13 protein-coding genes are annotated in these 13,231 nt (G+C 62.6%); 7 read left to right on the top strand and 6 right to left on the bottom strand.

The window, feature by feature from the left end; genetic code table 11:
• Positions 1 to 59 precede the first annotated feature (59 nt).
• From C4J88_RS19545 to recR, 6 genes are all read left to right on the top strand, one after another.
• Complete coding sequence (locus tag C4J88_RS19545; RefSeq protein ID WP_124371499.1) at positions 60 to 1,106, top strand: N-acetylmuramidase family protein; 1,047 nt, start codon at positions 60 to 62, stop codon at positions 1,104 to 1,106.
• A 1-nt stretch (position 1,107) separates the two neighbouring features.
• Positions 1,108 to 1,698 (top strand): hypothetical protein, encoded by a 591-nt coding sequence (locus C4J88_RS19540; RefSeq protein ID WP_124407886.1) that lies wholly within the window; start codon positions 1,108 to 1,110, stop codon positions 1,696 to 1,698.
• Between the two features lie 96 nt (positions 1,699 to 1,794).
• Positions 1,795 to 3,858 (top strand): DNA polymerase III subunit gamma/tau, encoded by a 2,064-nt coding sequence (dnaX, locus tag C4J88_RS19535; RefSeq protein ID WP_124407885.1) that lies wholly within the window; start codon positions 1,795 to 1,797, stop codon positions 3,856 to 3,858.
• Positions 3,859 to 3,901: 43 nt separating this feature from the next.
• Complete coding sequence (locus C4J88_RS19530; protein ID WP_124363899.1) at positions 3,902 to 4,240, top strand: YbaB/EbfC family nucleoid-associated protein; 339 nt, start codon at positions 3,902 to 3,904, stop codon at positions 4,238 to 4,240.
• Between the two features lie 133 nt (positions 4,241 to 4,373).
• Entirely contained in the window at positions 4,374 to 5,408 is a 1,035-nt protein-coding gene (locus tag C4J88_RS19525; protein WP_124407884.1) for an NADP-dependent oxidoreductase, read from the top strand.
• Positions 5,409 to 5,474: 66 nt separating this feature from the next.
• Complete coding sequence (gene recR, locus C4J88_RS19520) at positions 5,475 to 6,077, top strand: recombination mediator RecR (protein ID WP_124407883.1); 603 nt, start codon at positions 5,475 to 5,477, stop codon at positions 6,075 to 6,077.
• A 232-nt stretch (positions 6,078 to 6,309) separates the two neighbouring features.
• Here recR and C4J88_RS19515 read toward each other — a convergent pair whose 3' ends face one another.
• On the bottom strand, positions 6,310 to 6,858 hold the full coding sequence (locus C4J88_RS19515) for an adenine phosphoribosyltransferase (RefSeq protein WP_124363896.1): 549 nt from the start codon (positions 6,856 to 6,858) through the stop codon (positions 6,310 to 6,312).
• Between the two features lie 78 nt (positions 6,859 to 6,936).
• Entirely contained in the window at positions 6,937 to 7,671 is a 735-nt protein-coding gene (fnr, locus tag C4J88_RS19510) for a fumarate/nitrate reduction transcriptional regulator Fnr (RefSeq protein ID WP_124363895.1), read from the bottom strand.
• 151 nt (positions 7,672 to 7,822) lie between these two features.
• On the opposite strand from fnr, the gene C4J88_RS19505 reads away from it, so the two are divergent.
• Entirely contained in the window at positions 7,823 to 8,290 is a 468-nt protein-coding gene (locus C4J88_RS19505) for a hypothetical protein (RefSeq protein ID WP_124407882.1), read from the top strand.
• Here C4J88_RS19505 and hemN read toward each other — a convergent pair whose 3' ends face one another.
• The 4 genes from hemN to C4J88_RS19485 all read right to left on the bottom strand — a co-directional run bounded on the left by hemN (position 8,291) and on the right by C4J88_RS19485 (position 13,131).
• Positions 8,291 to 9,673 carry an oxygen-independent coproporphyrinogen III oxidase gene (gene hemN / locus C4J88_RS19500; protein ID WP_124367930.1) on the bottom strand — a complete coding sequence of 461 codons (1,383 nt, stop codon included), beginning with the start codon at positions 9,671 to 9,673 and terminating at the stop codon, positions 8,291 to 8,293.
• Positions 9,674 to 9,775: 102 nt separating this feature from the next.
• The gene (locus C4J88_RS19495) at positions 9,776 to 10,459 is read right to left on the bottom strand and encodes a sulfite exporter TauE/SafE family protein (RefSeq protein ID WP_124407881.1); all 684 of its coding nucleotides are present in this window, start codon (positions 10,457 to 10,459) and stop codon (positions 9,776 to 9,778) included.
• The gene (gene ccoS, locus C4J88_RS19490) at positions 10,452 to 10,664 is read right to left on the bottom strand and encodes a cbb3-type cytochrome oxidase assembly protein CcoS (protein ID WP_124367928.1); all 213 of its coding nucleotides are present in this window, start codon (positions 10,662 to 10,664) and stop codon (positions 10,452 to 10,454) included. The genes C4J88_RS19495 and ccoS overlap by 8 nt, the downstream gene beginning before the upstream one ends.
• Positions 10,665 to 10,686: 22 nt before the next feature.
• Entirely contained in the window at positions 10,687 to 13,131 is a 2,445-nt protein-coding gene (locus C4J88_RS19485; protein ID WP_124407880.1) for a heavy metal translocating P-type ATPase, read from the bottom strand.
• Positions 13,132 to 13,231 lie beyond the last annotated feature (100 nt).

The raw sequence follows: 13,231 nt of genomic DNA, 5'->3' as shown, positions 1-13,231 counted from the left end.
CAACGGCGCGGATCGGTATTGAAGTGCTCTCACTTCTTTAACTCACAAGGATGTCTGTCATGAAAAGCCTGCAAGGGTTGCCTCGTCTTATCAGTGCCTCGGTCGGCGCGCCCGGTAAAGCTCGCAACTTGCCTGCCGATGTTCAGTGCATCCAGTATTTATTCAACCTGATCATCCCCAAAATGGGTTTCCCCCTGCCCGAAAACGGCAAATGCGACGGCCAGTTGGTGCAGTGCATCAGCCAGTACCAGTTCCGTCATCTCAAATATGCCCACCCCGATGGCGTCATCGACCCCACCGGGCGCACGTTCAACAGCTTGATCGAAGAGGCGGTGAAGGTGCCGGTGCAGGCCTTCCCGACCACGCGTATTCCGAGCTTTCTCAACGCGTTCGGCAATAACAATGCCGATGCGGTGCAGGCCACGGTCAATGTCTACCTCAACCAGGTGCGCGCGGTGATCGAGGCCGAACGGCGTAACCGGCAGCTGATGATGCAGGCCACCTGCGACGGCGGCACGACGCTGAGCGAAACGGACTTCCAGAACGCTGCCAAGCAACTGGGCAACGGTATCTCGGTGAATGTCATCAAGGCATTCGCCACCGTGGAGTCGGGCGGGAAGGTGGGCTTCGGGCCGGCCAAGTTGCCGATCATCGCCTTCGAAGGCCATCAATTTCGCAAATACACCAAGCACATCTACGACCAGGCGCACCCGCTGCTGTCGTACATCTACAAGAAAAAAGCCGGGCCGCAGTGGCAGGCCAACAACAAGGATCAGGTCAAGGCCTGGGAAACCATGGCCACTGCGTTCGCGCTGGACCAGGAAGCAGCGTTGATGTCGGCCTCGTGGGGCATGTTCCAGATCATGGGGTTCAATTTTGCGTCGTGCGGGTTCAAGACGGTATTTGAGTTCGTGGCGTCAATGAAAGTGAATGCCGGCAATCAGCTCAAGGCCTACCTGGCCCTTTGCGGCAAAAATACCGCGTTGATGAGTGCGATGAAAAACAAGGACTTTACCGCCATGGCCCGCAACTATAACGGTGAGGACTATGGCAACTACGACGTGCTGATGAAGCAGGCCTACGACGTACTGGAAGGGAAGAAATAAGATGATTCGTTTTCTGGCGGTAGGTGTGTTGTCGCTGTGCGCCGTGGTGCCGGCCCTGGCAGGCTCGGCCGCGTTGCATTCGGGTAAGTACGAAGGGCTGATGCTGGCAGTGACGCCACAGCAGCAGGTCGAAGGGTTCTACTCGGAAAGCCTGGGCGAGGGCGTGACGCGGGGCTGCAGGTTCTTTCTGCAGGGCACGCCCGAGGCGCTGACCACCTGGCTCGATGTGGCGTATCCCGGCAGCGTGGCGGCAGCGTCCGACGGCGTGAGCCTGACCGTGGCGCAAGGCCGTCAGCATCCTGGTTGCATCAATGTGTTGATGCCAGAGATTGCGACGGGCCTGGAGCTGAACCAGACCGCCAGGAAAAAATGGATCGGTTTGGTGACTGTATCGGCCGACAAGGCTTACCTGTTGAAAGCCCCGGGTGCCAAAGCCGCCAAGCGACCCTACATCGTCAAGAATGATGTGGTGGGGGTGCTGGCCTTCAAGGACGGCTGGGCGCAGGTCGAGTTCATCAATGCCGATGACCGTTCGTTCACGGGCTGGATCAGCCAGGAGCAGTACGCACGGTTGGTGGCGCCGAAGATTTAAACCTGCGGGAGGCGACTTTATGAGCGTGCCGGATGCAATTTCCCCCCTGCTCCGCTAGCATTACCGGCTTCCGCTTCCCAGTTGCGACGGTTTTCGATGAGTTATCAGGTTCTTGCACGTAAATGGCGCCCGCGCTCGTTCCGCGAAATGGTCGGCCAGACCCATGTGCTCAAGGCTCTGATCAATGCCTTGGACAGCCAGCGGCTGCACCACGCCTACCTGTTCACCGGTACGCGCGGGGTGGGCAAGACCACGATTGCGCGCATCATCGCCAAATGCCTGAATTGTGAAACCGGTATCACATCGACCCCTTGCGGCACCTGTTCGGTGTGCCGCGAGATCGACGAAGGGCGTTTCGTCGACCTGATCGAGATCGACGCCGCCAGCCGCACCAAGGTCGAAGACACCCGCGAGCTGCTCGACAACGTGCAGTACGCGCCGAGCCGTGGCCGCTTCAAGGTCTACCTGATCGACGAAGTGCACATGCTGTCCAGCCATTCCTTCAACGCGCTGTTGAAAACCCTGGAAGAGCCGCCGCCCTACGTCAAATTCATCCTGGCCACCACCGACCCGCAGAAACTTCCTGCGACTATTTTGTCGCGGTGCCTGCAGTTCTCCCTGAAGAACATGACCCCTGAGCGGGTGGTCGAGCATTTGACCCACGTGCTGGGCGTCGAGAATGTACCGTTCGAAGACGACGCGCTGTGGCTGCTTGGCCGCGCTGCCGATGGCTCGATGCGTGATGCCATGAGCCTCACCGACCAGGCCATCGCCTTCGGAGAAGGCAAGGTCCTGGCCGCCGATGTGCGCGCCATGCTCGGCACGCTGGACCACGGCCAGGTGTTCGACGTGCTGCACGCGCTGATCGAGGGCGACGCCAAGGCGTTGCTCGAAGCCGTGCGCCACTTGTCCGAGCAAGGCCCGGACTGGAACGGTGTGCTCTCGGAAATCCTCAATGTGCTGCACCGCGTCGCCATCGCCCAGGCATTGCCTGAGGGTGTCGATAACGGCCATGGCGACCGCGACCGCGTGTTGGCGCTTGCCCAGGCGCTGCCGGCCGAAGATGTGCAGTTCTATTACCAGATGGGCCTGATCGGCCGCCGTGACCTGCCCCTGGCGCCGGACCCGCGAGGGGGCTTCGAGATGGTGCTGCTGCGGATGCTGGCCTTCCGGCCCGCCGACTCGGCGGATGCGCCGAGACAGCCGCTAAAGCCAGTGGGGATCAGCCAGGCCACAGTTGATTCCACCAAACCAGTGGCTGGCGCGGCGGTGGTTGCGCCAGTGGTGGCTGCGCCCGCAGCGGTTCCCGAGCCTGTGGTGGCCGCCCCGGTGGCCGCGCCTGAAGCGGTTATCGAGCCAGAACCAGAGCCTGAGCCGCAAGTCGCCCCGGTGGTCGATCTGCCCTGGAATGACCCGGTTGAAGCGCCCGTCGAGCCCGAGCAACAGCCCGCCGTGGAGCCGGTGCTGGACACCACTGGTGAGCAGCCGGAATTGACGCCCATGCCCACGCCGACCCCGGACAGCGTGGTGCCGGATGCGCCGGAGTGGGTATCCGCGCCTGTGCCCGAGCCGACTGTCGCCCAGGTTGAGGCGGCCACCCCCGGCATCGACCTCGACGACGAACCGCCGCTGGACGAAGACTACATCGAGCCGGACATGGATTCGGCCTACAGCTACCTGGACGAACTTGCCAGCGAACACACCGCCGAGCCGGCCCCCGAGCCGGAGGTGGAGCCTGCCGCCGCCCCGGCCACTGGCCTGGCCCTGCAATGGCTGGAATTGTTTCCAAAATTGCCGATCTCCGGCATGACCGCCAGTATCGCGGCCAACTGCACGTTGATTGCCATCGACGGCGACCACTGGCTGCTGCACCTGGACCCGGCCCACAGCGCCTTGTTCAATGCCACTCAGCAGCGCCGGCTCAACGATGCGCTCAACCAGTACCATGGGCGCACGCTGACCATCGCCATCGAGTTGATCAAGCCCGAGCAGGAAACCCCGGCCCAGGCTGCGACGCGTCGGCGCTTGAACCGTCAGCGCGACGCCGAGGCGTCGATCCAGGCTGATCCGCTTATCCAACAAATGATGCAACAGTTCGGTGCGGTCGTCCGTCACGATACTATTGAACCTGTCGAAGCCCCGGCGCCCCAGGCGTCATGAACCGGGCGACTAATTTGATCCACGTACTTTTGAGGTAATTCCCATGATGAAAGGTGGCATGGCCGGCCTGATGAAGCAGGCGCAGCAGATGCAGGAAAAGATGGCCAAGATGCAGGAAGAACTGGCCAACGCCGAAGTCACCGGTAAAGCCGGTGGCGATATGGTCAGCGTGGTGATGACCGGTCGTCACGACATCAAGCGCGTCAGCATCGACCCCAGCCTGCTCGAGGGCGTCAGCGATGACGACCGCGAAGTGCTGGAAGACTTGTTCGCCGCTGCCGTCAACGACGCCGTGCGCAAGATCGAAGCCAACAGCCAGGAAAAAATGGGCGGCGTGACCGCTGGCATGCAACTGCCACCGGGTATGAAGCTGCCGTTCTGATTGACCGGCTTTGCGCTGCACCCGAATGCCAGGCCTTGTGCCTGGCATTTTTGTATGTGCCTATTGGTTCTGAACCCTGGCGCAACAATCAGGGTCTGCACCCTATACGCATGCATTCGCTAAGGAGCCCCTGATGCCTCAAGAACCGACGCTCAACCAACGCATCGTCCTGGTTTCACGCCCTCAAGGCGCGCCAACCCCGGAAAATTTCCGCCTCGAACGGGTAACCCTGCCAGAGCTGGAGGATGGCCAGGTGCTGCTCAAGACGCTCTACCTGTCCCTGGACCCCTACATGCGCGGACGCATGAGCGACGCGCCGTCCTACGCCGCGCCGGTGGAGATCGACGAGGTGATGACCGGTGGCGCTGTCAGCCGTGTCGAGCAGTCACGTCATCCGAAATTCGAAGTGGGCGACCTGGTCGTGGGCTCCACCGGCTGGCAAAGCCACAGCATCAGCGATGGTCGTAACCTGATGCCGTTGCCCAATGGCTTGGCGAGCCCGTCGATGGCCCTGGGTGTGCTGGGCATGCCAGGCATGACTGCCTACATGGGCCTGATGGACATCGGCCAGCCCAAGGCCGGTGAAACCCTGGTCGTGGCGGCTGCCTCCGGTGCGGTGGGCTCGGTGGTGGGCCAGGTCGCCAAGCTCAAGGGTTTGCGCGTAGTGGGGGTTGCTGGCGGTGCGGACAAGTGCCGCTACGTGGTGGATGAGCTGGGCTTTGATGCCTGTATCGACCACAAGGGCGCAGATTTTGCCAACGAGCTGGCGCAGGCCTGTTCCAGCGGCGTGGACATCTACTATGAAAACGTCGGTGGCAAGGTGTTCGATGCCGTGCTGCCGCTGCTCAACCCCAAGGCGCGGATTCCGCTCTGCGGGCTGATCGCCGGGTATAACGCCCATGAAGCGCCAAGCGGCCCGGATCGCCTGCCGGCGCTGCAACGCACCTTGCTGACCAAGCGGGTGCGCATTCAGGGCTTTATCGTGTTTGACGACTACGGTGATCGTCAACCCGAGTTCCTGAGCGCCATGGCGCCTTGGGTGCGCGATGGCAAGATCAAGTTCCGCGAAGACGTGGTCGACGGCCTGGAGCAGGCACCTGAAGCCTTTATCGGTTTGATCGAGGGACGCAACTTCGGCAAGTTGGTGGTGCGCGTCGCACAGGATTGAGCATTTGACGCTAATCCGAGGCGCGGGTATAAACCGCGTCTCGTTGTTTTGTCGGACCCTTCGCCCATGAGCTTCAGCCCCCTGATTCGCCAACTGATCGACGCCCTGCGTACCTTGCCGGGCGTCGGCCAGAAAACCGCCCAGCGCATGGCGCTGCAATTGCTGGAGCGTGATCGCAGCGGTGGCACCCGTTTGGCCCAGGCCTTGAGCCTGGCCATGGAAGGCGTAGGCCACTGTCGCCAATGCCGCACCCTGACCGAAGAAGAACTCTGCCCGCAATGCGCCGACCCCCGTCGCGACGAAACCCTGCTGTGCGTAGTGGAAGGGCCGATGGATGTGTACGCGGTGGAGCAAACCGGTTACCGCGGGCGTTATTTCGTGCTCAAAGGCCATTTGTCGCCGCTCGACGGCCTGGGGCCGGAAGCTATCGGCATCCCGCAACTGGTGGCGCGGATTGAAGAGCAGGGCACCTTCAGCGAAATCATCCTGGCGACCAACCCGACGGTGGAGGGCGAAGCCACGGCGCATTACATCGCCCAATTGCTGAGCAACAAAGGGTTGATCACCTCGCGTATCGCCCATGGTGTGCCCCTGGGTGGCGAACTTGAACTGGTCGACGGCGGCACCTTGGCGCACTCCTTCGCCGGTCGTAAGCCGATCGCCCTCTAACGACCACTGCAAATACCCAATGTGGGAGGGGGGGCTTGCCCTAATGCCAGTCAGTTAAGGCTTTTCGTAGGAGCGAGCTTGCTCGCGAAAAACTCACAGGCACCGCGTTCATTCAGAAAGCACGCGTTATCGTTGACGTTTTTCGCGAGCAAGCTAGCTCCTACAGACGGCGGTGTACGCTTAACTGACTGGCATTAGGGCTTGCCCCCGGTGGGGCCAATGAGGGCACTACTTATCGCTCGGTCAGGGCAAACTGCGTCAGGCAAAACGTCGGGATGCCCATGTCTTCCAAGCGCTGCGACCCACCCAGCTCCGGCAAATCGATGATCGCCGCCGCTTCAAAGATTTTTGCGCCCATGCGCCGCACCAGGTTCGCCGCAGCAATCAGGGTGCCGCCCGTGGCGATCAAGTCATCGAACATCAGCACCGAGTCACCTTCGCACAGGCTGTCGGCATGCACTTCAAGGAAGGCTTCGCCATATTCGGTCTGGTAACCCTCAGCCAGAACGTCGGCCGGCAGCTTGCCTTGCTTGCGAAACAGGATCAGTGGCTTGTTGAGCTGGTAGGCGATGATCGAGCCGATCAGGAAACCGCGCGCATCCATCGCGCCGATATGGCTGAAATCGGCTTCGACATAGCGTTGGGCAAAGCTGTCGGCGACCAGGCGCAGGGCGCGGGGCGATTGGAACAAAGGCGTGATGTCACGGAAGATTACCCCAGGCTTGGGGAAGTCGATGACGGGGCGGATCAGGGATTTGATGTCGAACGAATCGAAAGTCATCGTCGAAGAGTCCTGGGCGGAAAACGGACTCGAAGTATACCTGCGGCCTCGCGGGTTCGCTTGGCCGCAGTCCCTGGATCACATTTCCAGGGAACCGCCGGCCAGCGCGCACAGCTGGATGGGGTCGAGGATATGCACTTCCTTGCCCTCGGCGGCAATCAGCGCATTTTGCTGGAAGCGGGTAAATACGCGGGACACGGTTTCCACCGCGAGGCCCAGGTAATTGCCGATTTCATTGCGCGACATGCTCAGGCGGAACTGGTTGGCCGAAAACCCGCGGGCGCGGAAACGCGCCGACAGGTTGACCAGGAACGTCGCGATGCGCTCGTCGGCGGTTTTTTTCGACAACAGCAGCATCATCTGTTGATCGTCACGAATCTCGCGGCTCATCACGCGCATTAACTGACGGCGCAATTGCGGCAGTTGCAAGGCCAATTCATCCAGGCGCTCGAAGGGGATTTCACACACCGACGTAGTCTCCAACGCCTGGGCCGACACCGGATGAATCTCAGTGTCCATCCCCGACAGCCCGACCAGTTCGCTGGGCAAGTGGAAACCGGTGATTTGCTCTTCGCCACCATCGCTGAGGCTGAACGTCTTCAACGCCCCTGAGCGTACTGCGTAGACCGAGTCGAACTTGTCGCCCTGGCGAAACAGAAACTCGCCTTTTTTCAGTGGGCGGCCGCGTTTAACGATGTCGTCCAGCGCATCCATGTCTTCCAGATTCAATGAAAGTGGCAGGCAGAGGGGGGCCAGGCTGCAATCCTTGCAGTGGGCCTGCCCGTGAGCGCGCTGTTTAACTGGCTCGGACATTTCTTAAATCCTTGTGGGAAAACACACATAAGACGTAAGGGTAACGCACCGGGGGGCGACGAGGCCAGCTTCAATGAGAAACCGTTGGCGGTATAAAGATTCTGCGCTTGAGGTCGATACAGGGGCACATCCATTAGACGGAGCTCGGATCATGTCTGTTATCAGTGCCTACAACCCTGCTGTCCGCGTCCCGTTTGTGCCTGATGAAAAGGCTTCGAACGAGGCCGACGAAAAAGCCCCGGCGATTGAAAAAACCACGCAGACCAAAGTGGTTGAAGGTGTGACTGTGACTATTTCCGCTGCTGCCTTCCAGGCTGCAGGGGCGGCCAAGAGCAGCAATTCGGACATCGATGACAGCGGCCTGGACGACAACGTCAAGCAGGTACTGAAAATGATCCGCCAGTTGAAGCAGCAGATCGCCGAAAAACAAGCCGAGCTGGCGGCGGTAGCCGCCGCCAATAACCTGTCCCCTGAAGAGGCTCGCGCCCGTACCAGCGCGCTGCAGAGCGAAATCAGTTCGCTGCAGGCGGGCCTGATGTCCGCTCAGACGTCGCTGGCCAAGTCGATGAAGGGCATGAGTGCCGAGGACTCGATGAAAGCCGCCTCGCTGTCGATGTAATCAGATCACCCGCGAGAACCGCTGCCGGTTCTGGTGCTCGAGGTACGCATCGAACACCATGCACACCGAGCGCACCAGCAGGCGCCCGGCCGGCAGCACGCGGATGCCCCGGGCATCCAGCTCGATCAGGCCGTCCGCAGCCATTATCTGTAACTGCGGCCACAGCTCATCGAAATAGCCGCGAAAATCGATATTGAACCTCTGCTCGATGCCCGCGAATTCCAGGCTGAAATGGCAGATCAACTGCTGGATCACATCCCGCCGCAGACGGTCGTCGGTGGTACAGATCAGGCCGCGACTGGTGGCCAGTTGCGCACCGGCCAAGGCGTTCTGGTACTGGTTGAGGTCGCTGCTGTTCTGGCAATACAGGTCGCCGATCTGGCTGATCGCTGAAACCCCCAGTCCAATCAAATCGCAATGCCCGTGCGTGGTGTAGCCCTGGAAATTGCGTTGCAGCGTGCCTTCTTCCTGGGCGATGGCCAGTTCGTCATCCGGCAGCGCAAAATGATCCATGCCGATGTAGCGATAACCCGCCTGGGTCAACTGCTCGATGGTGGTTTGCAGCATCAGTAATTTTTCTGCCGGCGAGGGCAGGTCTTCGGTATGGATCCGCCGCTGCGGCATGAAGCGTTCCGGCAAATGCGCGTAGTTGAACACCGACAGGCGGTCCGGTTGCAGGCCGATGACTTCCTCCACGGTGCGCGCAAAATTGAGTGGCGACTGCTTGGGCAGGCCGTAGATCAGGTCGATATTGATCGAGCGAAATTGCAGGGTACGCGCCGCGTCGATCACCGCGCGGGTTTCTTCCAGGCTCTGCAGGCGATTGACCGCCCGTTGCACCTCGGGGTCGAGGTCTTGCAGGCCGACGCTGACGCGGTTGAAGCCCAGTTCACGGAGCAGGCCCATGGTTGCCCAATCGGCTTCGCGAGGGTCGATCTCGATGCCGTAGTCGCCCGAATCGTCCTCCAGCAGATTGAAGTGCTGGCGCAGGTGGGTCATCACCTGGCGCAGCTCGTCATGGCTGAGAAAGGTCGGCGTGCCGCCCCCCAGATGCAGTTGCTCCACCGGCTGTTTCGGGTCGAGGTGGCAGGCCACCTGCTGGATCTCTTGCATCAGGCGTTGCAGATAGGCCTGGGCGCGACCACGGTCCTTGGTGATCACCTTGTTGCAGGCGCAGTAGTAGCAAATGTTGGCGCAGAACGGCACGTGCACATACAGCGACAACGGCCGTACGGCCTTGCGACTGTCGCGTAGCGCATGGAGCAGGTCGAAGGAGCCGACCTGGCTGTCGAATTGTACGGCGGTGGGGTAGGACGTGTAGCGCGGCCCCGCCAGGTCGTAGCGGTGAATCAGATCTGTGTCCCAACGAATGGCGTCGAGCATGGGCGCGGTCCCCCGGATTGGCTAGTCGGCCGAGTCTAGGGGCAGGGTGGGGAGGGCATGTTGATTTGCATCAACGGGGAGCGGCGCTATGCCACAGGCGTGTCAGTGCCCCATCAGCCAGTGCTGGTGCGGCCCAGGCAAGGTCCAGAGGCCGAACAACACCACCAGCACACCACCGGCCATGCGCACGCTGCGCTTGCGCAATAGCGCGGTGACACGTTCGGCGGCCAGCCCGGTCGCCAGCAACACCGGCCAGGTGCCTAGGCCGAACGCCAGCATCAGCAACGCGCTGTCCAGTGCATTGCCCTGGCTGGCGGCCCATAGCAGGGTGCTGTAGACCAACCCGCACGGCAACCAGCCCCACAGCGCGCCCAGCAGTAGCGCGCGAGGCAGGCTTGAGACCGGCAGCAAGCGGTTGGCAACCGGCTGGATATGCCGCCACAGGCCGCGACCGAGGCGTTCGACTCGGGTCAGGCCGCTCCACCAACCCGCCAGGTACAGGCCCATGCTGATCAGCAGCAACCCTGCGAGCACGCGCAGGAACATCGCCCCCGGGCTGTTGGCCACGGCCCAGCCGGCGAGGCCGATCAGCAACCCCGCCGCGGCATAACTGAGGATGCGCCCCAGGTTGTAGGCCAGCAGCAGGCGAAACCTTCGGCTGCGCTGCTCCGGGGGAATGGCCAGGGTCAGCGCCCCCATCAAGCCGCCGCACATGCCCAGGCAATGCCCACCGCCGAGCAGGCCGAGGATCAGCGCAGAAACCAGCAAAGGCGCCAGCTCAAGCATGGGGCGGCTCTTTGGGCGGTTGCTCGGTGCGGTTGGCTTCGTCGACAGCGGCCAGGTGATTCGGGTCCTGGTCGTCGAACAGCACGCTGTGGGCCGGGCCGTCGAGGTCTTCGTACTGGCCGCTGTCCACGGCCCAGAAGAAAATGTAGATGGCCACGCCCACTAACAGCAGCGCCGCCGGAATCATCACGTATAGAGCTGGCATCTGCACTCCATGCCCGCGCGGCTCAAGCCGGCAGCGGGCGGTTTATCAAGGGGGCACTGGCGGCCGGCACGCTGGGCAGGCGCGTCAGGCGCAGGGCATTGAGCACCACCGTCAACGAGCTGAGGGACATGCCGATGGCCGCCCAGATGGGGGTGATCCACCCCAGGGCCGCGAACGGCAGCATCAGGCCATTGTACAGCCCGGCCCACAGCAGGTTTTCGATGATCACCCGGCGTGTGCGTCGCGCCAAGGTAAAAGCCTGCACCAACGCCTCCAGGCGGTTGGACAACAGCACCGCATCGGCGCTGGTTTTTGCCAGGTCGGTGGCCGAACCCATCGCCACGCTGATATCCGCAGCGGCCAGGACCGGCACATCGTTGACACCGTCGCCGAGCATCAGCACCTTGCGGCCTTCCCGGTGCAGGCGTTGCAGCACTTGCAGCTTGTCGTCGGGGCGCAGGCCGCCGTGGGCTTCATCGATGCCCAGCTCAGACGCGACACTGGCGACCATCGGCGAGCTGTCCCCCGACAGCAGCAGCGTGCGCCAGCCGCGCGCCTTGCACGCGGCAAGCAGGGCTGGCGCATCGCTGCGCAGGCGGTCGTCGAGCACGAACCAGGCGAGCGCGCCGCGTTGATCACCCAACAGCAGCCATTGTCCGGCTTCGTCTGGTGAAGTTGGGATGGGGGCGCCACTGAGTTCACAGACAAAAGCGGCTTGGCCAATGCGCATCAGGCGTTCGCCCACGCGGCCTTCCAGGCCCAGGCCGGGGCTGCTCAAAACGTCATCGGCAGCCAGGGGGGCACGGCCGAAGGCGCGGGCAATCGGGTGTTCGGAGCGGTTTTCCAGCGCGGCGGCGAGGCCCAGGCACTGCTCGCTGTCCAGCTCGCCCAGAGGCCGGATGGCCCTCAACGCCAGGCGTCCTTCGGTGAGCGTGCCGGTCTTGTCGAAAATCACCGTGTCGATCTGGTTGAGCCCTTCCAGCACATGGCCACGGGTCAGCAGCAAGCCAAGGGTGTGCAGCGTACCGGTGGCGGCGGTGAGCGCGGTGGGGGTGGCCAGGGACAGCGCGCACGGGCAGGTCGCTACCAACATGGCCAATACAATCCAGAACGCCCTGGAGGCATCGAGCTCCCACCACACCAGGCCGATTACCGCAGCCGCCAGCAGGGAGCCCAGCAGAAACCACTGTGCGGCGCGGTCGGCGATTTGCGCCAGGCGCGGTTTTTCGGCCTGGGCACGCTCCAGCAGGCGCACGATGGCAGACAGGCGTGTGTCGTGGCCCAAGGCACGCACTTGGACGGTCAGCGCGCCTTCGACGTTGAGCGTGCCGGCGGTGACGGCATCGCCGACCTGCCGGGGCTGCGGCAGGTATTCGCCGGTAAGCAGGGATTCGTCGACGCTGGATTGGCCTTCGAGAATCACGCCATCCGCTGGCAGCACCGCGCCAGGGTGGACCAGCACCCGATCATCCAAGGTCAGTTCGCCGAGCAGGATGCGCTCGCTCTGCCCATCTGCGGTCAGGCGCAGGCACGAGGCGGGCAGCAGGTTGACCAACTGCGCGGTGGCGGCAGCGGTGCGTTCGCGGGCACGTCGCTCCAGGTAGCGGCCGGCCAGCAGGAACAGCGCGAACATGCCGACCGCATCGAAGTACAACTCGCCCACGCCGGTGATCGCGGTCCAGATGCCCGCCAGATAAGCCCCGCCAATGGCCAGGGACACTGAAACATCCATGGTCAGGTGGCGGGTGCGCAGGTCGCGCAGCGCCCCTTTGAAAAATGGCGCACAGCTGTAGAACACGATGGGGGTGGTCAGAAACATCGCGACCCAGCGCAGGATGACATGCAACTCGGGGCTGAGGTCAATATTGAATTCAGGCCAGGTGGCCATGGTCGCCATCATGGCCTGGAACCACAGTAACCCGGCAACGCCCAGTTGGCGCAGGGCCAGGCGATTCTCGCCGGCCAGTTGTTCGGCGGCACGGTCCGCTTGATAGGGATGGGCGGCATAGCCGATATGGCGCAGCTCACTGAGCACCTGGCTCAACGGTAACTGCCCGTCGGCCCAGCGCACGTGCAGCCGGTGGTTGGACAGGTTCAGCCGCGCCTCGGCCACAGCGGGCAGGCTGCGCAGGTGTTTCTCGATCAACCAGCCACAGGCCGCGCAGCTGATGCCTTCCATCAGCAGGGTGGCTTCGGCGAATTCGCCGGTGTGGCGTACGAAAGGCTTTTGCACATCGGCGCGATCGTACAGCGCCAATTCATCGATAAGCTGCACCGGCAGCGCTTCGGGGTTGGCCGAGGCTTCGCTGCGGTGCCGGTAATAGCTTTCCAGCCCGCCTGCCACAATCGCCTCCGCCACCGCCTGGCAACCCGGGCAGCACAGTTCGCGGCGCTCGCCGAGGATTTGTGTGGTGAACCGGCTGCCGGAGGGGACGGGCAGGGCGCAGTGGTAGCAGGGGGTGATCATGGTTCGGGATCTCAGATCGTTCCCACGCTCTGCGTGGTAACGCCTCGCTGGACGCTCTGCGTCCGCTTTTATGGCGCTGAGCGCCACGGGCTGCATTCCC

The sequence above is a fragment of the Pseudomonas sp. R4-39-08 genome (genome assembly GCF_003852275.1).
In the GTDB taxonomy this organism is placed as follows: Bacteria; Pseudomonadota; Gammaproteobacteria; order Pseudomonadales; family Pseudomonadaceae; genus Aquipseudomonas.
This window is presented reverse-complemented; position numbering and strand designations above follow the sequence as displayed.

Bases quoted from the DNA above. Each gene is read 5' to 3' on its own strand.
- C4J88_RS19525 (WP_124407884.1), top strand. From the start codon at position 4,374: ATGCCTCAAGAACCGACGCTCAACCAACGCATCGTCCTGGTTTCACGC.
- C4J88_RS19515 (WP_124363896.1), bottom strand. From the start codon at position 6,858: ATGACTTTCGATTCGTTCGACATCAAATCCCTGATCCGCCCCGTCATC.
- fnr (WP_124363895.1), bottom strand. From the start codon at position 7,671: ATGTCCGAGCCAGTTAAACAGCGCGCTCACGGGCAGGCCCACTGCAAG.
- C4J88_RS19545 (WP_124371499.1), top strand. From the start codon at position 60: ATGAAAAGCCTGCAAGGGTTGCCTCGTCTTATCAGTGCCTCGGTCGGC.
- C4J88_RS19505 (WP_124407882.1), top strand. From the start codon at position 7,823: ATGTCTGTTATCAGTGCCTACAACCCTGCTGTCCGCGTCCCGTTTGTG.
- hemN (WP_124367930.1), bottom strand. From the start codon at position 9,673: ATGCTCGACGCCATTCGTTGGGACACAGATCTGATTCACCGCTACGAC.
- dnaX (WP_124407885.1), top strand. From the start codon at position 1,795: ATGAGTTATCAGGTTCTTGCACGTAAATGGCGCCCGCGCTCGTTCCGC.
- C4J88_RS19485 (WP_124407880.1), bottom strand. From the start codon at position 13,131: ATGATCACCCCCTGCTACCACTGCGCCCTGCCCGTCCCCTCCGGCAGC.
- C4J88_RS19540 (WP_124407886.1), top strand. From the start codon at position 1,108: ATGATTCGTTTTCTGGCGGTAGGTGTGTTGTCGCTGTGCGCCGTGGTG.
- ccoS (WP_124367928.1), bottom strand. From the start codon at position 10,664: ATGCCAGCTCTATACGTGATGATTCCGGCGGCGCTGCTGTTAGTGGGC.
- recR (WP_124407883.1), top strand. From the start codon at position 5,475: ATGAGCTTCAGCCCCCTGATTCGCCAACTGATCGACGCCCTGCGTACC.
- C4J88_RS19530 (WP_124363899.1), top strand. From the start codon at position 3,902: ATGATGAAAGGTGGCATGGCCGGCCTGATGAAGCAGGCGCAGCAGATG.
- C4J88_RS19495 (WP_124407881.1), bottom strand. From the start codon at position 10,459: ATGCTTGAGCTGGCGCCTTTGCTGGTTTCTGCGCTGATCCTCGGCCTG.